This is a genomic window from Thermaurantiacus sp. (genome assembly GCF_053487655.1).
In genome coordinates this window covers 20,043-38,992 of sequence record NZ_JBRCLD010000051.1, presented here as the reverse complement: position 1 = coordinate 38,992, position 18,950 = coordinate 20,043, and the positions used below count along the sequence as shown (strand labels likewise).

Annotated in this window: 16 protein-coding genes and 1 pseudogene; 9 read left to right on the top strand and 8 right to left on the bottom strand. The window is 66.8% G+C overall.

The window, feature by feature from the left end; genetic code table 11:
* The 3 genes and pseudogenes from ACWIQA_RS05360 to ACWIQA_RS05350 all read right to left on the bottom strand — a co-directional run.
* Positions 1-316, bottom strand: a pseudogene (locus ACWIQA_RS05360) (7-carboxy-7-deazaguanine synthase); the annotation flags it as partial.
* Complete coding sequence (queC, locus tag ACWIQA_RS05355; protein WP_448582038.1) at positions 304-1,011, bottom strand: 7-cyano-7-deazaguanine synthase QueC; 708 nt, start codon at positions 1,009-1,011, stop codon at positions 304-306. The pseudogene ACWIQA_RS05360 and the gene queC, both read right to left, overlap by 13 nt.
* Positions 1,008-1,457, bottom strand: coding sequence for a DUF3429 domain-containing protein (locus tag ACWIQA_RS05350; protein ID WP_448582037.1), 450 nt, complete (start codon positions 1,455-1,457; stop codon positions 1,008-1,010). The genes queC and ACWIQA_RS05350 overlap by 4 nt, the downstream gene beginning before the upstream one ends.
* A 70-nt stretch (positions 1,458-1,527) precedes the next feature.
* On the opposite strand from ACWIQA_RS05350, the gene ACWIQA_RS05345 reads away from it, so the two are divergent.
* Positions 1,528-2,436 (top strand): polysaccharide deacetylase family protein, encoded by a 909-nt coding sequence (locus tag ACWIQA_RS05345; RefSeq protein ID WP_448582036.1) that lies wholly within the window; start codon positions 1,528-1,530, stop codon positions 2,434-2,436.
* Here the strand turns inward: ACWIQA_RS05345 and ACWIQA_RS05340 are convergent.
* The gene (locus tag ACWIQA_RS05340; protein WP_448582035.1) at positions 2,403-3,041 is read right to left on the bottom strand and encodes a beta/gamma crystallin-related protein; all 639 of its coding nucleotides are present in this window, start codon (positions 3,039-3,041) and stop codon (positions 2,403-2,405) included. The genes ACWIQA_RS05345 and ACWIQA_RS05340 overlap by 34 nt on opposite strands.
* Before the next feature lie 116 nt (positions 3,042-3,157).
* On the opposite strand from ACWIQA_RS05340, the gene ACWIQA_RS05335 reads away from it, so the two are divergent.
* Positions 3,158-6,232: a DUF748 domain-containing protein gene (locus ACWIQA_RS05335; RefSeq protein WP_448582034.1), complete on the top strand. Its 3,075-nt coding sequence runs from the start codon at positions 3,158-3,160 to the stop codon at positions 6,230-6,232.
* Here ACWIQA_RS05335 and ACWIQA_RS05330 read toward each other — a convergent pair.
* From ACWIQA_RS05330 to ACWIQA_RS05315, 4 genes are read right to left on the bottom strand one after another with little or no spacing between them, the layout of a single operon-like run.
* On the bottom strand, positions 6,186-6,827 hold the full coding sequence (locus ACWIQA_RS05330; RefSeq protein WP_448582033.1) for a DUF938 domain-containing protein: 642 nt from the start codon (positions 6,825-6,827) through the stop codon (positions 6,186-6,188). The two genes, ACWIQA_RS05335 and ACWIQA_RS05330, sit on opposite strands and share 47 nt — an antisense overlap.
* On the bottom strand, positions 6,824-8,470 hold the full coding sequence (locus ACWIQA_RS05325; protein WP_448582032.1) for a DNA repair protein RecN: 1,647 nt from the start codon (positions 8,468-8,470) through the stop codon (positions 6,824-6,826). Before ACWIQA_RS05325 ends, ACWIQA_RS05330 begins: the two co-directional genes overlap by 4 nt.
* 2 nt (positions 8,471-8,472) lie before the next feature.
* Positions 8,473-9,258 (bottom strand): outer membrane protein assembly factor BamD, encoded by a 786-nt coding sequence (locus ACWIQA_RS05320; RefSeq protein WP_448582031.1) that lies wholly within the window; start codon positions 9,256-9,258, stop codon positions 8,473-8,475.
* 11 nt (positions 9,259-9,269) lie between these two features.
* Positions 9,270-9,806 carry a 2'-5' RNA ligase family protein gene (locus ACWIQA_RS05315; protein ID WP_448582030.1) on the bottom strand — a complete coding sequence of 179 codons (537 nt, stop codon included), beginning with the start codon at positions 9,804-9,806 and terminating at the stop codon, positions 9,270-9,272.
* A gap of 68 nt (positions 9,807-9,874) precedes the next feature.
* Between ACWIQA_RS05315 and ACWIQA_RS05310 the strand changes: the two genes are divergently transcribed.
* The 7 genes from ACWIQA_RS05310 (at position 9,875) to ACWIQA_RS05280 (ending at position 18,900) form a co-directional block, all read left to right on the top strand.
* The gene (locus tag ACWIQA_RS05310; RefSeq protein ID WP_448582029.1) at positions 9,875-11,812 is read left to right on the top strand and encodes a SurA N-terminal domain-containing protein; all 1,938 of its coding nucleotides are present in this window, start codon (positions 9,875-9,877) and stop codon (positions 11,810-11,812) included.
* Positions 11,809-13,293 carry an anthranilate synthase component I family protein gene (locus ACWIQA_RS05305; RefSeq protein WP_448582028.1) on the top strand — a complete coding sequence of 495 codons (1,485 nt, stop codon included), beginning with the start codon at positions 11,809-11,811 and terminating at the stop codon, positions 13,291-13,293. The genes ACWIQA_RS05310 and ACWIQA_RS05305 overlap by 4 nt, the downstream gene beginning before the upstream one ends.
* Positions 13,294-13,375: 82 nt before the next feature.
* Positions 13,376-13,711 (top strand): preprotein translocase subunit SecG, encoded by a 336-nt coding sequence (secG, locus tag ACWIQA_RS05300; protein WP_448582027.1) that lies wholly within the window; start codon positions 13,376-13,378, stop codon positions 13,709-13,711.
* A 75-nt stretch (positions 13,712-13,786) separates the two neighbouring features.
* Positions 13,787-15,421: a CTP synthase gene (locus ACWIQA_RS05295; RefSeq protein WP_448582026.1), complete on the top strand. Its 1,635-nt coding sequence runs from the start codon at positions 13,787-13,789 to the stop codon at positions 15,419-15,421.
* 225 nt (positions 15,422-15,646) lie between these two features.
* Positions 15,647-16,951: a proline--tRNA ligase gene (proS, locus tag ACWIQA_RS05290; protein ID WP_448582025.1), complete on the top strand. Its 1,305-nt coding sequence runs from the start codon at positions 15,647-15,649 to the stop codon at positions 16,949-16,951.
* Between the two features lie 22 nt (positions 16,952-16,973).
* Positions 16,974-18,221 carry a lipoprotein-releasing ABC transporter permease subunit gene (locus ACWIQA_RS05285; RefSeq protein WP_448582024.1) on the top strand — a complete coding sequence of 416 codons (1,248 nt, stop codon included), beginning with the start codon at positions 16,974-16,976 and terminating at the stop codon, positions 18,219-18,221.
* Positions 18,214-18,900, top strand: a complete 687-nt coding sequence (locus ACWIQA_RS05280) for an ABC transporter ATP-binding protein (RefSeq protein ID WP_448582023.1) — start codon at positions 18,214-18,216, stop codon at positions 18,898-18,900. Before ACWIQA_RS05285 ends, ACWIQA_RS05280 begins: the two co-directional genes overlap by 8 nt.
* The last annotated feature ends 50 nt before the right edge of the window (positions 18,901-18,950 follow it).

Sequence of the window (18,950 nt, the reverse complement as noted above, 5' to 3'; positions counted from 1 at the left end):
GGAGGGCGGCGATGAGGGGCGTGTCGAGCTGGAGGAGCGGCTCGCCGCCGGTCATGACGACGAGGCGATGGGCAGGTTCCGGGCCCCAGGTGGCAGCGATGGCCTCGGCGAGGGCGTGCGTGTCCGCGAACCTGCCGCCGCCGGGGCCGTCGGTGCCGACGAAATCGGTGTCGCAGAAGCGGCAGGTGGCGCTGGCCCGGTCCGCCTCGCGGCCGGACCAGAGGTTGCAGCCGGCAAAGCGGCAGAAGACGGCGCGCATGCCCGTTTGCGCGCCCTCCCCCTGGAGCGTCACATAGAGTTCCTTCACGGCGTACATGCGTAGACCGTGGGATCGGGGAGGGCGGCTTCGGCGAAGCCCTTCTGGCGCAGCCGGCAGCTGTCGCAGCGGCCACAGTGGAGGCCCTGGGGAGTGGGGTCGTAGCAGGACCAAGTGAGGGCAGGATCGAGGCCGGCTTCGTGGGCGGCGCGGACGATGCCGGCCTTGGTCAAGTGGAGGAGGGGGGTGTGGACCCGGAAGCGGGCTTGGCCCTCGATTCCGGCGCGGGTGGCGAGGTTGGCGAGCCCCTCAAAGGCCTCGATGAACTCGGGGCGGCAGTCGGGGTAGCCGGAATAGTCGAGCGCGTTGACGCCGATGACGATGTCGGTCGCCCCCTCTGCCTCGGCGAAGGCGAGCGCGACGGACAGGAAGACGGTGTTGCGCGCAGGCACATAGGTGATGGGGATTCCGGGCTGCAGGCCTGTCTTTGGAACCGGAATATCGGCGGTAAGCGCTGAGCCGCCGAAGCTTCGAAGATCAAGAGCGATGCAGACATGGCGGGCCACGCCAAAGGCTTCGGCAAGGCGGCGGGCTGCTTCCAGCTCGATCCGGTGGCGCTGGTTATAGTCGATGGTGAGTGCGAGCAGCCGGGCGCCGGCACGGCTTGCCATGGCAAGGCAGGTGCTGCTGTCGAGCCCGCCGGAGAGCAGCACGACGGCCGTGCGGCCCGAAAGCGTGGCAAGCGGGAGGCTCATGCCGGGGTGCCGCCGGGGAGCATCGCTGTGATGCCAAGCGCGATGGTGAGCAAGCCAAGCGCCAGCGACAGCGGCACGCGAAGCGCCATCCAGCCGGGAGGTGTAACTTCGATCCGCACGAGGGCGCGGTCAACGAGGAGCGTTGCCATGATAAGGAGCCCAAGCAGGATGAGGCGTGCCGGGTTGAGAACAATGAGGAGGGCGAGCGCGGCAAGGCTTGGGATCACGGCCACAAGATAGAGCGGCCAGGCGCGCTCTGGCCCGGCGCGGGTAGCAAGGCCCCACCAGGCGCCGCCGAGAAAGGAGAGGATGAGGCCGGAATAGAGGGCGCCGGCGCGAAACGCGAATTCGGGCAGGGGCTGGGGGGCGAACAGCACGGCAGCAAGGGCAGCAGCAGCGGGCAGCAGGCCAGACCATCCAAGCAGGCGCGCGGGGCGTGGCAGCATCGTGCCAGAGCGCCTAGAGCCTTCGGGGCCGATATGCCAAGGGGCGGCGCGCACGCGAAGGAGGGGCTCCATGGAGCAGGAACGGATGGACTGGCCGGGGGGCGCGAAGGTGGCGCTCTCGATCGTGGTCAATGTCGAGGAAGGCTCGGAAATGACCATCGCCCGAGGCGACAAGGGCATGGAGCCAGTCGACGAGCTCGGCGTATTCGTGAAGGCCCCCATCCGCAATTTTGGGAACGAGTCCAACTATCTCTACGGGATCAAGGCAGGTGCTCCGCGCGTGGTCGAGTTGCTACGGCGCTATCGGGTGGCGGCTTCATGGACAGTCGCCGCCATGAGCCTCGAGACTTATCCGGAGCTTGCCGCGGCCATCTGCGCGCTTGGCCATGAGCCGGTCGCGCATGGCTGGCGTTGGGTGCATCAGTTCCGGATGGACGAGGAGACAGAGCGCGCCTTCATCCGCCGCGCTGCTGATAGCATCGAGAAAAGGACGGGCACGCGGCCCTCGGGCTGGCTTTCCCGCTATCTCCTGACGCCTGCCACTCGCCGCCTCCTCATCGAGGAAGGCTTCAGCTACCATATGGACGACTATTCCGGAGACATCCCCTTCTGGGATCGGGAGACGGTGCCAGGGCGGCCGATCGTCATCATGCCCTATGCGCTCGATACCAACGACATGAAGATGTGGACCGATCCGGCCTATTCACCTGACGCATGGCTGGCCTATGCCCGCCACAGTTTCGACCAGCTGCTGCGCGAGGGCGAGGCCGGGGCGCCCAAAATGATGAGCCTCGGGCTCCACTTGCGGATTATCGGCAGGCCAGGCCGGATCTGGGCGCTGGAGGAATTTTTGCGCCATGTGACAGCGAAGCCCGGCGTGTGGATCGCAACCCGAGGCGAGATCGCCCGCCATTTCGCTGCGACCCACAGGCCAGACCCACAGGCTCAGCCGCTCACGCAGAGCACGTCGGCGAGGTAGACCCGGCCGCGGATGGTTTCCGGCCGCTGGTGGGCAGCCCGGTTCCAGCCACTGCCGCGGCAGAAATTATCAGCGTTCCGCTGTGCACACTGGAAGGTGACGGAGCTGCCAGGGCAGGCCTCGACCCGATAGCCACGATTTGCCGGGCTGGGGAAATACTCGGATGCCGAGCCACGCAGGCTGCGGTTGTCGGATGGCATAAGGCCTCCACCGCTGCCGCCACTGCCGCCCCAGCCACTGCCGCCGCTGCCGCCACTGCCGCCCCAGCCACTGCCACCGCTGCCACCACTGCCGCCCCAGCCACTGCCGCCCAAGGGGCGCATGGAGCCGACTTGGCCGCTCCAGCCGTGCGACGCCGCGAGATTGGGGCTCGACCGATTGACCGTGATGCACCGGCCGCGATAGCCGCGCTCTGGGCAGAGTTCCCAGGTGCCAGAGACGATCCGGACCGAATTGACTGGCCAGGCCAGCCTGAGATCAGGCTTCGCGTCGCGGGCCGCCATTGCAGGGCCAGAGAAGCCCCGGTCGCGATAGATGGTGGCCTCGTTGGCGGCTGCGGACGCGCCCACAAGGGCAAGCAGAATTGCAAGGCTGGTGTTTCGCATGGTCTCTCCTTCCCGAGGGTCACGCTAGCCCTCTGACACGATTTTGCAAGCACAGTCGCCACTTGACGCTCGCCTTCCGACATTTCCCAATAGCGTCGGGAAGGACGGGGTAAAAGATGGCGAGCTTGGCACGGCGGTGGTGGATCCTGGCACCGGCGGCACTCCTGCTGCTGCTTGGGCTCTTCTGGGTGGCGCAGGCGATGTTGCCGGCTCTGGTACGCAGCCAAGCGCAGGCCTGGACTCGGGAGAAACTCGGCCTTGAGCTTGCCATTGGCGCGGTGCGCGTTGATCCGCTGCGCTTGGCACTCGAGCTTGAGGATCTGGCTTTGCCTGCCGGCGCGCCAATGGTGTCGACAAGAAAAGCCCGGGTCGATCTTTCGTGGCGATCGCTTCTCAGCAGTTCGCTGCGGCTCGATGAAGTGCGCGTGGAGGCGCCGCGAATTGACGCCGAGCTCGACTCCGGCGGCAGACTCAATCTCGCCCGCCTGGTGCCACCGGACGACGGCGAGCCGACGCCTTCGGTGTTGATCGCCGACCTGCAGGTGCAAGGTGGGCAGATAAGCTTCAGGGACGGGCGGCAGCAAGCAGCCCCTGAGCTCCGGGTCTTTCCGCTCGAGTTCGCACTTTCTGATCTTCACACGACGCAAGATGCGGGCGGGCGGTTCCGCCTCAAGGGGACGACGCCTGCTGGGGAAGCGTTGGGCTGGACAGGTTCACTCATCCTGGAGCCACTGGCATCCACTGGCGCGATTGTCGTGAAGGGCCTGGATGCCGGCCGGGCCGGACTCTTTCTTGGCACCAGGTTGCCAGCGAAGATCCGGGGCGGCCGGGTAGATCTGACGCTGCCCTATCGGATAGCCTTCACGGGTGGGCGGCTCGAGGCCGACCTCATGCAGCCGAAGGCGGAGCTGCGAGACCTTGATCTCCTCGCACGCCCCGACATGCTCAATGCCGCCGTGAAGGTCGCATCGGTCCGGATCGATGCCGGCCACCTGCGACTTGCGCAGCAGCCCCGAGAGGGCCTTGATTGGCGGCTCGACGTGCCCGCGGCATCAGCAGTCGGCCTCCTTGTTGAAGGCCTTGGGCCAGCAGAAGGTGAGAGGGTGCAGATCGGCGCGGTCCGCCTCGCCGATGTTCGCAGCAGCGCCAGAGGCGAGATTTCCGGAGGCAGGCTCCGGGTCGAAGGCCTCAACCTTGACGTGGTGCGGGAACCCGGCGGCGCGATCCGGCTGCTTCGCATGCTCCCCGCCGCAGTGCCAGCCGGAGACGGACCGCCGGTTGCAATCGCGCAGATCGAGTTTGCAGACGCCCGCGTGAGGTTCGACGAGCGCTCGACCGCGCGGCCTGGCCGCTATCGGCTGGAACCGGTTTCGGCGCGGGTCACTGGCTTCCGCTCGGATGGGACGAAGCCGCTCGCGCTCGAGGCCTCCGGCGGGCTCAACGGCCGGCCGTGGCGGCTGGCAGGAACGATTTCAGCCGATGGCAGCCGCGCAGATCTTGCCGTCCGGCTGACGGCCCTGCCGCTCGCTGCGGCGCTTCCCTATCTGCCTGATTTCCCCGCGCTTGAGCTCATGTCAGGGACGCTCGGAATCGATGGCCGCCTGCGCTATGCCGTGGCGCGCGGTCAGCCCGAAATCGGCTTTGCAGGTGCCCTCGACGTCGATGGGTTCCGGTTGCGCGAGCTGGTGCGGAACAGCGATCTTCTGCGCTTTGCGCACCTTCGCATGTCTGGCATCGGCTATGACGGCCGCAGCCTGACTGTCGCCGAAGCGCGGCTGGTGCGCCCGGTTGGGCAGGTTGCGCTGCTTTCCGATGGTCAACTCAATTACGGGTTCCTGCTCGATGAGGAGACGACGATGGTTGACGCGCAAGCGCGGCTTGCAGCGCGCCAGGCCCCCAAGAAGCGGTTGACACGGGCCGAGCGGCGGGAAGCCCGGGCGCGCGCCGAGGCCGAAAAGCAGGCCCGCATCGAAGCCCGCGCGCGGGCAAGGCCCGCAGCTGAACCCGATCTTCCGCTTACCATCAAGCGTCTTGTGATCGAGAACGGGACTTTCGTCTTCTCCGACTTTCTGGTGGAGCCAGACTTCCGGGCCGAGGTCCAGGCCGTCCATGGCACGGTCTCTGGCTTGAGCAACCGGCCGCATCAGGTCGCACAGATCGACTTGCGCGGCCATGTGGTCGATCGCTTCTCGCCAGTCACGATCAGCGGCCGGATGAACCTGTTCGACTATGCTGCAGCAACCGACATGCGGCTTGCATTCCGCAACATCGATCTGCCAGTCTTCAATCCCTATTCCGGCACTTACGCAGGCTTTGCGATCGCCAAGGGCAAGCTCTCGGCAGAGCTTGACTATCGCGTGGTCAATGCCGCCCTTGCCGCCAACCACCGGATCGTCATCGACCAGCTGGAATGGGGCGAGGCGACCGAAAGCCAGCAGAAGGTGGGCTTGCCCGTCCGGTTGGCGACCTCGATCCTCAAGGACCGCCATGGCGTCATTTCGATCGAGTTGCCAGTCTCAGGCACGGTCGATGACCCCGCCTTCCGCCTCATGCCTCTCATTTGGAAGGCGCTCGGCCAGTTCTTGGGCAAGCTGGTGACCGCACCTTTCCGCGCGCTGGGCGGCTTGTTTGCCGAGCGGGAAGATGCCCATCTCCTCGCGTTCGCACCCGGCTCGGCGGCAATTCCTGCGGGCGGGGAAGAGACGCTTGCAGCACTTGGCAAGGCCCTGGCCGAGCGCCCTCTACTTCGGCTCGACATCCCGGCATCGCCCGGTCTTGAAAGCGATGCGCGTGCGCTTGCAGCCCAGGCACTCGAGGCGGCACTGATGGCCGGCGGGCGCAAGGCCGAGGCTGGCATGGCCTTCGCGCATCTCTCAATCGAGCGCCAATATGACCGCATGCGTGAGCTCTATGGCAAGCGGATGCCGGGGAAGCCGGCCTTCGCGCAGGCCGAGCAGGGGGATAAAGACGCGCGGCGCTTGGCGCGCATCAAGCAGATGCAGTCCGAGCTTTTGCCCCTGTTCCGGCCCGATGCCGAGGCACTTCGGGCGCTGGGCGAAGCGCGGGCAAAGGCCGTGCGTGACGTCGTGCTGGCGCAGCCCAACGTCGACCCCAGCCGTGTGTTCCTCGATCGCAACGACCGGTTCACGGCTGAAGGGGATAAGGTGCGAATGGAGCTCCGGCTGCGTTGAGCCGACGATAGACGAGGAAGAGATTGTTGGCTGGCATCTCGACCAGCCGGGTCCGTGTCAGGCCGTGCCGGGCGGCCTCGCCGTCCACCTCGGCCAGTTGGCGCAGGCCCCAGGCGGGATTGCGGGCGCGCAGATCCCAGTCGAAAGCGGCATTGGAGGGTTCAAGCGGCCGGTCGGGCCGGATGAAGGGGCCATAGAGAAGAAGGGGGGCGTGTCCGGCCAATCGGGTGCCAGCGCCGGCAAGCAGGCTGCATGTGACCTGCCAGGGGCTGATGTGGGCGAGGTTGATGGCGAGAATGGCAGCGGCATCGGGCCAGCTTGCCGGGTCAGCGGCGTCAAGCGCGCGCGGCGGCAGAACATTGGAGAGGCCAGCCGCGCTTGCATGCGCGGCAATCGAGGCGAGCGCTTCCGGCGAGAGGTCACTCGGCTGGAACGCGAGGTGGGGAAGGGCAGCAGCGAAGTGGACAACATGCTCACCAGTGCCAGACGCCAGTTCGAGCACCAGGCCTTGGGCGGGCAGCTCCTCACGCAAAATGGCAAGGATGGGTTCACGGTTTCGCAACGCAGCCGGTGACGAGCGGCGCCTGTCGGTCACGGCCGGGCGGCTGCGTGCGCAAGGAGGCGCTCGGCCTGCATCCGGGCCTCGGCCGTGATCTCGGTGCCCGAGAGCATGCGAGCGATTTCCTCAACTCGTGCTGCTTGGTCGAGCGCTGCGACCCCGGTTCGGCCATCGGCCTTGTGGATGCGAAAATGGCCGCGACCAGCGGCAGCAACTTGCGGGCTATGGGTGACGACGAGCACTTGCGCAGTCTCTGCCACGCGCGCGAGCCGGCTGCCGATGGCGCTTGCTGTTGCGCCACCGACGCCACGGTCGATCTCGTCGAACACCAGCGTGCCGGCGGTGCCGGCCCTGGCGAGTGCGACCTTGAGCGCAAGGACGAAGCGCGAGAGTTCGCCGCCCGATGCGATCCGCGTGAGGGCGCCGAACCCGGAGCCGGGGTTGGTTTCCACTTCGAACTCGGCCCGCTCGGTGCCGGTTGCGCCAGGCTCAGCGGGGGTGAGGCGAGTTCGGAACCGGGCCGAGTCCAGCCTGAGGGCGGGAAGCTCGGCGTTGACGGCCCGGTCCAGCTGCTCGGCAGCGGCAGCGCGGGCGATCGCAAGTTCAGCTGTGGCTTCCGCGAAGGCTGCACTGGCGGCGGCCACTTCAGAGTCGAGTCGAGCAAGGGTGGCTTCGCCAGCTTCGATGCTGTCAAGGCGACGCGCAAGCGTTGAGACAAGGCCGGGGAGCTCTTCAGGCGTGACCCGATGTTTGCGCGCGGCAGCGCGAAGATCGAAGAGGCGTGCTTCGGCAGCTTCGAGATCGGCAGGCGAGATGAGCCACCGCCGGCGGGCAGCAGCAAGCGCGGATTCGAGGCTGTCGCCTTCGACCAGCATCCGGTCGACGCTGGAAACCGCCCCCGCAAGGGCAGGATCGGCGTCGCCGAGGCGCTCGAGCCGGCGGGCTGCCTGCCGCAACAGGGCAAGGGCACCTTCTGGACCGGAAATCTGTCGGTCGAGCGCATCGAGTGCTTCGGCAAGGCGCGCGCCCTCCTGCATCCGCCGACGCCGGTCGGCGAGTTCGGCCTCTTCGCCGGGCTTTGGGTCGAGTCTTCGCAGCTCATCGAGGGCGTGGGCGAGGAACTCGCGCTCGGCGCGGTCGAGCTCGAGCCGAGCACGGGCAGAATCGCGCACCTGGCATGCGTCCTGCAACCGAGCCCAGGCAGCAGCGACCCGGCTGCGATCGGTGCCGGCGAAGGAGTCGAGCAAGTCGAGGTGGCCGCGCGGAGCGAGCAGGCCCCGCTCGTCATGCTGACCATGGACCTCGACGAGAAGGCTGCCAAGCTGGCGCAGCAGGCCCGCTGAGACTGGCGTGTCGTTGACATAGGCCCGGCTGCCGCCGTCAGCGCGGACCACCCGGCGCACGACAAGCGGCTCTGCTGGTTCGACATCATTGTCAGCGAGCAGCGCGTGGGCCGGATGGCCGGGGGCAAGCATGAAGCTGGCAGCAACGCTCGCCTGCGCGGTGCCAGCGCGCACCAGCGTGGCGTCCGCTCGGTCACCAAGCGCGAGGCCAAGGCCATCGAGGAGGATGGACTTGCCTGCGCCGGTTTCGCCGGTCAGCACAGTCAGACCCGGGCCGGGCTCGAGGACCGCGCGCTCGATGAGGACGAGATCGCGGATCGCCAGCTGGACGAGCAAGGTCAGCCCGCGTGTTGCTGCATTAGCCTGTAGCTGCGCTCATACCATTTCGAGCCGGGGAAATTGGCGCCGAGCACGGCGGCCGAGCGCATCGCTTCTTCGGGAATGCCAAGCGCAAGATAGGCCTCCACCAGCCGGAACAGCGCTTCTGGCACATGGCTTGTCGTGCCGAACTCATCGACGACCCGGCGGTAGCGGATCGAGGCGGCGATCCAGTGCCGGTTGCGCGCATAGAATCGGCCGATTTCCATTTCCTTGCCAGCAAGATGGTCATTGATGAGATCAAGCTTCAGACGTGCATCGGCCGCATAGGCGGAGTTGGGATAGCGACGAACGAGTTCGTTCATCGCGTCCTTCGCCTGTTGCGTGACCCGCTGGTCACGCTGGACGTCGGCGATTTGCTCATAATAGCTCATTGCGATGATGTAATGCGCATAGGGCGCGTCACGATTGCCGGGATGGAGCGAGAGGAAGCGCTGGGCGGAGAGGATGGCTGCCGAATAGTCCCGCGCGGCATAGTGGCTGAAGGCCGACATGAGCTGAGCCCGGCGCGCCCAGATCGAATAGGGATGCTGGCGCTCCACTTCATCGAACATGGTCGCGGCCGTCTTGTAGTTGCGCTGCTCGAGGGTGGTGCGTGCAAGCGTGTAGAGCGTTTCGGCGTCGCGCGCGATATAGGCGGCCTCGGGAGCCTTGTTGCGATTGCGGGCGCAGCCGGGTGTCAGAAGGAGAGCGGCGGCAACACCCAGCAGGATCGCGCTCCGGCCGGCACGGGGGGAGAGGGTCATGGCCGCAATCATTACTGGCCGAGGCGAAGGCTCACAAGCAAGGACCACGGCAGGGACCATGGGGGGCCCATGCGCCAGACCTGGAGCGCCTCGGCCCTTCCTCGCGCTGGCACGTCGGCTCGGCCAAGCGTTGCGGCAAGTCGCATGGCAGCGCCTGGGGGGAGGCCGGCAGCAAGCGTCACATGAAGGTCGGGCGGAGCGCGATCCTGCGGCCGCAACAAGGGTGCGAGACGGTGAACCAGGCCGGCGTGGAGGTCGCACAGGGTCTCGCTGCGGGCGGGGAGGAACAGGGCATCGCCTCGGGCGCGCAGCGGAAGAAAGCGCACCGCAAAGGGCTGCCGGCCGCGTGCCTCCATCCGCAGCTCGGAGCAGATCACTTGCGCTTGGGGCCCAGGCAGATGGCGCAGCAGGGTGAGGTGGGCGGGTATGCCAGGCCGGCCAGCGGGCCACGCCGCGCGCCGGAGCGCATCGAGCGTCCCCTGGGTTCTCCGGTCCAGCCCAAGGGTTAGAATAAGTGTTCCGCTTGTGGGCGCTACGCTCTCGGCCACCACCACGCCCTAGCCAAGCCCGTACGCCGCCGCTAGGAGCCCGCCAACAAGAAGGAGTTAGGGCGGGAATGCTCGACGCCATCCGCAGGTCGACACGCTCCTGGGTTGGAATGACGATCCTGGGCCTTGCGCTCCTCGCTCTCGTTGTCACCCTTTTCTATGGCCAGGCGACGGCGCCGACGGCGGGCGGGCGCGGAACCGAAGTCGCGCGGGTGGGCGCAGCCGGCATTGGGGAGACCGATCTTGTCGATGCCGCCAACCGGATCCTCGAGCGCGAGCGGGAGTCGAACCCGGCGCTCACCATGCCCGAGTTCGTTCGTTTGGGTGGGATCGACATGGTGCTCGAGCAGCTCCTCGTCGGGCGCGCCCTCGCCCAGTTCGCGGAGCGGAGCGGGATTCCCATCAGCAAGCGGATTATCGATGGCGAAATCGCCAGCATCCCGGCCTTGCAGGTCGCGGGCAAGTTCGACGAGAGTGCGTTCCGGCGGTTTCTCCAGCAGCAGCGCTTGAGCGAAGAAATGCTGCGGCGTGATATCGCTGCCAATTTCGCCCAGCGCCTGTTGCTGCGGCCGGTGCTCATCGGGACCACGGTGCCCGACCTGCTGGTCGAGCCCTACGCAACGCTGCTTCTTGAGGAGCGGCGTGGCACCATTGTGCAGGTGCCAGCAACGCTGGTGCCAGAGCCGCCGCCGCCCGATAAGGCCGCATTGGAGGCCTTTTTTGCGCGCAACCGTGCCGCCTGGACTGTGCCCGAGCGCCGGGCCTGGCGCGAGGCCTTGATTACGCGCGCTGACTTCGCCCGCGCTGCATTGCCATCCTCTGCCGAGATTGAGGAATATTGGCGGACCCATCCCGCCGAGTTCGGTGGGATCGAGCGGCGGGCACTGCGGCAGGTGGTGCTGCCCTCTGAAGAGGAGGCAAAGGCCTTCGCAAGCCGAGTGGCGCAAGGAACGGCTTTCGCCACTGCCGCCGAGGCAGCGGGCTTCGGCCCTGCGGATACGGAACTCGGGATCCGGAGCGAGGCCGAGCTTGCGCAAGAACTCAACCCGCAGGTGGCGCGCGCGGCCTTTGCGGCTGCCCAAGGCGCTGTCTCCGCGCCAGTGCGGGGGCCGATCGGCTGGCACCTCATGCTCGTCGAGAGGGTTATCCCGCCGAGTCTTCGGCCACTTGCTGAGGTGCGCGATGCGATCGCCGCCAAACTTGCGGCCGAACGGGCCGAGCAGCTCCTCGCCGAAAGGGTGGCAGCAATTGAGGACCGGCTCGAGGCTGGAGAACCCTTGGGCGATGTGGCCGCCGCCTATGGGCTCACCCTGTCAGCGGTGCCGCCGACAACGGCGGATGGGCGGGTGCTGGACAGCAGCAATCGCCTGGTTTCTGTCCAGGCACCGAACGTGGCGCGGGCCTTTGCCGTCGAGCCAGACGACGGCGCCCAAGTGGTCGAGGACGGCAAGGGCAATTTCCTCCTGCTCGAGGTGACCGACGTGATCGCACCGGCGACAATTCCGCTCGAGGCCATCCGCGAGCGCGTCCTTGCGAACTACATGGCCGAGGCAAGGCTTTCGGCGGCGCGGGCGATCGCCGATGAGATCGCCAGGCGCGGCGGGGACCTCGCGGCGGTCGCGCGGGCCCGCGGCCTGCCCCCGCCGCAGCAGATCCGGGTCCGCCGCCTGGAACTTGCGCAGGCGGCCCAGGCCGGCCAGTCGATTCCGCAACCGGTTCTGCTTTTGCTCCGCCTCCCGGCGGGAACGGCAGAGGTTGCACCAGCACCGGGCGGGCAGGGCTGGTATGTGGTGAGGACCGAAGAGCTGCGGCGGGGCAACCCCAAGGAGGCGGAACAGCTGGCAACGCTCACGCGGCAGAGCCTCGCCCAGGCAACAGCGAATGAGCTTGCCGAAACATTTGTGCGCGCCGTGCAGCGTGAGGTGGGGGCGGTGCGAACCCCTGCGGCAATTGATGCCATAAAGGCCCGGCTTGCTGGCGCGGGCGATGTTGCGTCTGCGCCGTGAGCGAGGCGACCGGGCGGCGTCACCGGCTTCTCACCCTCAGGCTTTCCGCCGATGTCGAGACCCCCGTCTCGGCTTGGCTCAAGCTGGCTGAGCCCAACCGCGGGGACTGGCTGCTCGAGTCCGTCGAGGGCGGGCGGACGCGCGGCCGCTGGTCGATGCTCGGGCTTGACCCCGATCTCCTGTTCGAGGTGCGCGGGCGACGCGCGCGGGTGAACCGGAGGTGGCGGCATGATCCGGGCGGGTTCGTCGCGGTGGAGGGCGACCCGCTCTCGGCGCTGCGGGCGCTTGTCGCTGACCTCAGCATGGATCTCCCGCCCGGGACACCGCCGGCAACACCCTTCTTGGCCGGCTATTTCGGCTACGAGACGGCGGGGCTCGTGGAGACGCTTCCGCAGCCGCGTGCCGACCCGCTCGGGCTTCCCGACATGCTGTTCGTGCGCGCTGGCCTGCTCCTGGTCTTCGACCGGCTGATGGACGAGCTTCACTTGCTGGCGCCGGTCTGGGACGAGGGTGGAGACATGGACAGGGCCGCAGCGGAAGCGGGCGCGCGACTGGAAGCCGCTGCTGCCCGCCTTGGTCAAGGGCTTGCCCAACCGCTGAGCCGGGTGGAAAAAGCAGCCAGCCGGCAAGCGCTTGCGCCGGTCCTGCCGGAGGCGCGCTACCGGGAGATGGTGGCAAGGGCCAAGGCCTATATTGCGGCAGGCGATATCTTCCAGGTGGTGCTTGCGCAGCGTTTTGTGCGGCCATTCCCCCTTCCGCCTTTTGCCCTCTACCGGGCGCTGCGACGGGTCAATCCCTCACCCTTTCTCTACCATCTGGACCTTCCCGGCTTCGCAGTTACGGGCTCAAGCCCGGAGATCCTGGTCAGGGTGCGCGATGGCGAGGTGACCATCCGCCCGATTGCTGGAACGCGCCCGCGCGGCCGGGATGCCGCCGAGGATGCTGCCCGGCGCGCCGAGTTGCTCGCCGACCCTAAGGAGTGCGCCGAGCATCTGATGCTCCTTGATCTCGGCCGCAACGATGTCGGCCGAGTGGCCGAGGGCGGCAGCGTCAACGTTACCGAGCACTTTGTAGTGGAGACATACAGCCATGTCATGCACATCGTCTCGAACGTCGTGGGGCGGCTGGCCCATGGACGCGATGCAATCGATGCACTTCTCGCTGGCTTTCCCGCTGGTACGGTCTCTGGTGCGCCCAAGATCCGGGCCATGGAAATCATTGCCGAACTCGAGCCCGAGCGGCGCGGAGTCTATGCCGGCGGTGTCGGCTATTTCGCTGCGGATGGCAGTATGGACAGCTGCATCGTGCTAAGGACCGCAGTCGTGAAGGACGGGATGATGCACGTAACAGCAGGGGCCGGCATTGTTGCCGACTCTGTGCCGGAGACGGAGGCTGCAGAATGCCGAGCCAAGGCGGGTGCGCTGGCGGCTGCGGCTGACGAGGCGGAGCGACAGGCGGCTGCACTTGGTGCCAGCTTGTGAGCCTGCTTGTTTCCATGGGCCGTGGGCCTTATTTGGGGCGGCATGCGCGCTGGCAGCGCGCTGGAGATCAGGTGCGACTTCGATGCTGATGACCTTCCTCCTTGTGGTGCAGGGGTTGCTTGCCTTGGCGCTGGTCGCCGTTATCCTCATGCAGCGCTCGGAAGGCGGGGGTCTTGCCGGCGGCGGCTCGGCGGGTGGGCTGGTGTCTGCGCGTGGTGCCGCTGACCTGCTCACGCGCACGACTGCAGTTCTTGCAACCCTGTTCATTGCTGCTTCTCTTGGCCTTGCAATCCTTGCCGGGGCCACGCGCGCCGACAAGCCGATCGACACCAGCCTCGCCCGGCCCAAGGCCAGCGAGGCACCAGCAGCCCCGGCCACCCCCGCGCTCCCGGCCGATCTTCCGCCGATCCAGAAGTAGCTGTGGACAAGTGCCGCCCCGAGTGGCGGTGCGCGGGTGACAAGCCAGGCGAGGCTCGGCTAGGGCTTTCCTCCCATGGCGCGGTTTGTCTTCATCACCGGCGGCGTGGTCTCCTCGCTTGGCAAGGGGCTTCTGGCGGCAGCGCTTGGCGCGCTGCTCCAGGCGCGTGGCTATCGGGTCAGGATCCGCAAGTTCGACCCCTATTTGAATGTCGATCCTGGCACCATGAGCCCCTATCAGCATGGCGAGGTCTATGTGACTGATGACGGTGCGGAGACCGACCTCGATCTCGGGCATTATGAGCGCTTCACGGGTGTGCCGACGCGCCGCTCGGACAATGTGACTGCAGGCCGGATCTATCAGTCGATCATCGCCCGCGAGCGGCGCGGCGACTATTTGGGGGCAACCGTACAGGTGATCCCGCATGTGACGGATGCCATCAAGGCGTTCGCAACCGACGATATCGCCGACGTTGATTTCGTGCTCTGCGAGATCGGCGGAACGGTGGGGGACATCGAATCGCTGCCCTTCATCGAGGCGGTCCGCCAGCTCCGGAACGAGCTGGGGCGTGGGATGAGTGTGTCCATCCACGTGACCCTCGTCCCGTTCATTGCTGCAGCCGGTGAGCTCAAGACCAAGCCGACCCAGCATTCGGTGCGCGAGCTTGCCTCCCTGGGCGTGCAGCCCGATGTGCTGGTGTGCCGATGCGAGCATCCCTTGCCTGAGAGCGAGCGGCGCAAGATCGCGCTCTTCTGCAATGTGCCAAAGGAGGCCGTCATCCCCGCGCTTGACGCCCCCTCTATCTATGCTGTGCCGCTGCAATATCATGCCGAGGGGCTCGACGCCCAGGTCATCCACGCCTTTGGCCTGCCGCCGGGGCGCGAGCCAGATCTCTCGCGCTGGGTCGATATCGTTGATCGCCTCAGGAACCCGGAAGGCACGGTGACGGTGGGCGTGGTTGGCAAATATGTTGGCCTTCCTGATGCCTACAAGTCCTTGAACGAGGCTCTGGTGCATGGCGGTATCGCCAATCGTGTCCGTGTCGATATCCGCTGGATTGATGCCGAGCTGTTTGAGGGGGATGAAAGCGAGATTGCCCAGCGGCTCGAGCCCCTGCACGCGATCCTGGTGCCGGGGGCCTTTGGCGAGCGCGGGGCTGAGGGCAAGATTGCCGCCATCCGCTTCGCGCGCGAGCGCCGGGTCCCCTATCTTGGCATCTGTTTTGGCATGCAGATGGCCTGTGTCGAAGCGGCGCGGAACTTGGCCGGAATTGCCACCGCCTCTTCGACGGAGTTTGGAGCAACGGACGAGCCAGTGGTCGGCATGATCCACGAGTGGATGTCGCCCGAAGGGCTGCAACAGCGCACGGCTGGCGGCGATCTTGGCGGCACCATGCGGCTGGGGGCCTACCCTGCCGTGCTCGCCGGCAACAGCCAAGCCGCAGCCATTTATGGTGCGACCGAGATTTCCGAGCGGCACCGGCATCGCTACGAAGTAAATACTGCCTACCGTGAACGCCTGGAACATGTCGGTCTTGCCTTTACCGGCATGTCCCCCGACGGCCGGCTGCCGGAGATCGTCGAGCGGCCCGATCACCCGTGGTTCGTTGCGGTCCAGTTCCACCCGGAGCTGAAGTCAAAGCCGTTTGCGCCCCACCCGCTGTTCGCTGGCTTCATTGCAGCTGCAGTTCGGCAGAGCCGCCTTGTGTGACGCGAATGCGGCGCCGGACTCTGAGGTCCGGCGCCGCCTGGTCCCCGCTGGGTCCCTGAACCCTGGCCGTGTTGCCCGGCCTTGTCGGCTGTACCACCCAGGCCCATAGCCTCCGCTGGCCACGCTGTCATGAAAGCGTCACGCCTGTCCCGGCATTGCCAGCGTGCTGTTGCGGGGGGGCCACAGCTTCGCTACCCGGCGCGCACCTGAGCACGCCGAGGCCCGATGCATCCCCTTTCCAAGCGCCTGTCCCGCTATTTTCTGCCCGTTTTGAAGGAGACTCCGGCCGGGGCCGAGATCGTCTCCCACCAGCTCATGCTCCGGGCCGGGTTGATCCGCCAGACGGCCGCCGGCATCTACGCCTGGCTGCCACTGGGGCTTCGTGTGCTCGACCGGATTGCGGCAATCGTGCGCTGCGAGCAGGACCGGGCCGGCGCCATCGAAATGCTGATGCCGACAATCCAGCCTGCCGATCTGTGGCGCGAGTCGGGCCGCTATGATGCCTATGGGCCTGAAATGCTGCGGATCGCTGACCGCCACGGCCGCGACATGCTCTACGGCCCCACCAACGAGGAGATGGTAACTGCGATCTTCCGCGATTGCGTGAAGAGCTACCGCGACATGCCGCGCACGCTCTACCATATCCAGTGGAAGTTTCGCGACGAAGTCCGGCCGCGGTTTGGCGTGATGCGTGGCCGCGAATTCCTGATGAAGGATGCCTATAGTTTTGACATGGACATGGATGGCGCCCGGGCGAGCTATGATGCCATGTTTACGGCTTACTTGCGGACCTTTGCGGCGCTTGGCCTGCGCGCTGTGCCAGTCAAGGCGCCATCGGGCCCGATCGGCGGCGATCTTTCGCACGAGTTCCATATCTTGGCGTCAACTGGTGAGAGCGAGATCTTCTACGACTCCGCGCTCGATACCGTCGACATCGCTGATCCGGAGGCCCCGGCGCAGCTCCGCCGCCTCTATGCGATGGAAGCGGAAGAGCATGCGAAGATTGCGGCCTGCCCAGTGCCGCCGGAGCGGCTGGCGCGGCGGCGCGGGATTGAAGTCGGGCACATCTTCTTCTTCGGAACCAAGTATACGGCTGCCATGGGCATGCAAGTGCAGGGGCGCGATGGCGCGATGGTGACGCCCTTGTGCGGCAGCTACGGCATCGGCGTGTCGCGGCTGGCTGGCGCTATCATTGAAGCTAGCCATGACGAAGCCGGGATCATCTGGCCCGAGCAGGTCGCGCCCTTTGATGTGGGCCTCGTCAATCTGCGTCCGGACGAGGCAGCCGTGATGGCGGCATGCGAGGCGCTGGAAGCAAAGCTGGCAGTGGCCGGGCGGAGCGTGCTCCATGACGACACTCCAGCGCGGCCGGGCGAGAAGTTCGCGACCATGGATCTTGTCGGCCTGCCCTGGGTGGTAACGGTCGGGCCCAAGGGGCTTGCGGCTGGCACGGTTGAACTCAAGCGGCGCGCGACGGGGGAGAAGGCGGAGCTCAGCCTCGAGGCGGCGATCGCGCGGATTGCTGGCTGACGGCGCGCGAGACTGAGGCTGCATGATCTCCCCCACCGAACGGTTCATTGCTGGCCGCTACTTGCTTCCCGGCCGGGGCGAGCGTTTCATCTTCCTGGTGGCCGCCATCTCGCTCATTGCCGTTGCGCTTGGCGTTGCTGCGCTGATTGCCGTCATGAGCGTCATGAACGGCTTTCGGGCCGAGATGTTCGACCGCATGCAGGGCTTGAATGGCCATGCCGTCGTCCAGGGCTATGGCGGCCGGCTCGAGGATTGGCAGGCCGTCATGGCCCGGGCTCGGGCCACTCCGGGCGTTGTCTCTGCAACCCCGCTCATCGAGCAGCCGCTCATGGCAACAGCGAAGTCCCGCGTGGAAGGGGCGCTGGTGCGCGGGATGCGAATCGAGGACATCCGCGCCAACCCGGTGATTGCCGGCAATGTCGTCTCCGGCTCGCTCGACCGCCTCGAGGATGCGGAGCCGCGAGTTGCGATCGGCGTTCGGCTTGCCGAGAATCTTGGTGTGCGTGTGGGCGATACCGTCAGCCTTGTCTCCCCCGACGGGCAGGTGACTCCCTTCGGGAGCGTGCCGCGGATCGTCGCCTATGAAGTCGTCGCGCTGTTCGAGATCGGCCTGTTCGACTTCGACCGGGCGTTTGTGCTGATGCCCATCTCCCAGGCCCAGACCCTGCTGCGGCTGGGGGATGCGGTTGGCCTTGTCGAGGTGACGACGCGCGATCCGGACCGGGTGGACCGGATCCTCGCCCCGCTGGCCACGGAGGTGGCGCCGGTCGGCCGCGTGCTCGACTGGCGGCAGATGAATTCGGCGCTGTTCGAAGCCCTCGTCGTCGAGCGCACGGTCATGTTCTGGGTGCTCTCGATCATCATCCTTGTTGCCACCTTCAACATCCTTTCCTCGCTCATCATGCTGGTACGGGCCAAGACGCGCGATATCGCCATCCTGCGCACAATGGGGGCTTCGAAGGGCGCGATGATGCGCATCTTCATGAGTGTCGGCACGCTCATCGGCGGCCTTGGCGTGCTTCTCGGGCTCACGCTCGGGTTTCTCATTCTCCATTTCCGCCAGGAGATCGTGGTGGGGGCGGCAAGGCTCACGGGAATCGAGCTGTGGGACCCCTCGATTCGTTACCTCACCGAACTGCCGAGCCGGACCGACCCGTTCGAAGTCATCGGCATTGTGGCGTTGGCGCTCGGCCTCTCCTTCCTTGCAACGCTCTATCCAGCGTGGCGCGCGGCCTCGACGGACCCGGTGACCGTGCTGCGCTATGAATGAGGCGGCACCCGCACTCGACATCCGCGGACTCCACCGCAGCTTCTCCCAGGGCGGGGAGACCATCGAGGTGCTAAGGGGCGTTGATCTTTGCGTGCGGCGCGGCGAGATTGTCGCCCTTCTCGGGCCCTCGGGCTCGGGGAAATCAACGCTGCTGCAGGCCGCCGGTCTCCTCGAGGGTGGCTGGAGAGGCGAGCTCGTGCTCGATGGCAGGCGGGCCGACGGGCTCGATGATGCCGCCCGCACGGCGCTGCGCCGCGACCGGCTCGGCTTCGTCTACCAGTTCCACCACTTGCTCCCCGACTTCTCGGCCGAGGAGAATGTGATGCTGCCGCAGCTCGTGGCCGGCACGCCCAGGGCCGGTGCCGCGGCACGCGCCCGGCAGCTTCTGGTCGCGCTCGGGCTTGGCGGCCGGCTCACGCATCGGCCAAGCCAGCTTTCCGGGGGAGAGCAGCAACGGGTGGCGGTTGCCCGGGCGCTTGCCAACCGGCCGGTCCTCGTGCTGGCTGACGAGCCGACTGGCAATCTCGATGAAGACACGGCCGACCGCGTGCTTGCGGCGTTCCTCGACTTGGTGCGCGGCGAAGGCGCAGCAGCACTCGTTGCCACCCACAACCGGACGCTTGCAGCGCGGATGGACCGGATCGTCCGCCTGGACCACGGCCGGCTGGTTGCGGCCTGAAGCCATCCACAGCTTTCTGCAAGGGATGGCTTGAGGCGCCCGGCGGCCGC

Bases quoted from the DNA above. Each gene is read 5' to 3' on its own strand.
- queC (WP_448582038.1), bottom strand. From the start codon at position 1,011: ATGAGCCTCCCGCTTGCCACGCTTTCGGGCCGCACGGCCGTCGTGCTG.
- ACWIQA_RS05350 (WP_448582037.1), bottom strand. From the start codon at position 1,457: ATGCTGCCACGCCCCGCGCGCCTGCTTGGATGGTCTGGCCTGCTGCCC.
- ACWIQA_RS05345 (WP_448582036.1), top strand. From the start codon at position 1,528: ATGGAGCAGGAACGGATGGACTGGCCGGGGGGCGCGAAGGTGGCGCTC.
- ACWIQA_RS05340 (WP_448582035.1), bottom strand. From the start codon at position 3,041: ATGCGAAACACCAGCCTTGCAATTCTGCTTGCCCTTGTGGGCGCGTCC.
- ACWIQA_RS05335 (WP_448582034.1), top strand. From the start codon at position 3,158: ATGGCGAGCTTGGCACGGCGGTGGTGGATCCTGGCACCGGCGGCACTC.
- ACWIQA_RS05320 (WP_448582031.1), bottom strand. From the start codon at position 9,258: ATGACCCTCTCCCCCCGTGCCGGCCGGAGCGCGATCCTGCTGGGTGTT.
- ACWIQA_RS05310 (WP_448582029.1), top strand. From the start codon at position 9,875: ATGCTCGACGCCATCCGCAGGTCGACACGCTCCTGGGTTGGAATGACG.
- secG (WP_448582027.1), top strand. From the start codon at position 13,376: ATGCTGATGACCTTCCTCCTTGTGGTGCAGGGGTTGCTTGCCTTGGCG.
- ACWIQA_RS05295 (WP_448582026.1), top strand. From the start codon at position 13,787: ATGGCGCGGTTTGTCTTCATCACCGGCGGCGTGGTCTCCTCGCTTGGC.
- proS (WP_448582025.1), top strand. From the start codon at position 15,647: ATGCATCCCCTTTCCAAGCGCCTGTCCCGCTATTTTCTGCCCGTTTTG.
- ACWIQA_RS05285 (WP_448582024.1), top strand. From the start codon at position 16,974: ATGATCTCCCCCACCGAACGGTTCATTGCTGGCCGCTACTTGCTTCCC.
- ACWIQA_RS05280 (WP_448582023.1), top strand. From the start codon at position 18,214: ATGAATGAGGCGGCACCCGCACTCGACATCCGCGGACTCCACCGCAGC.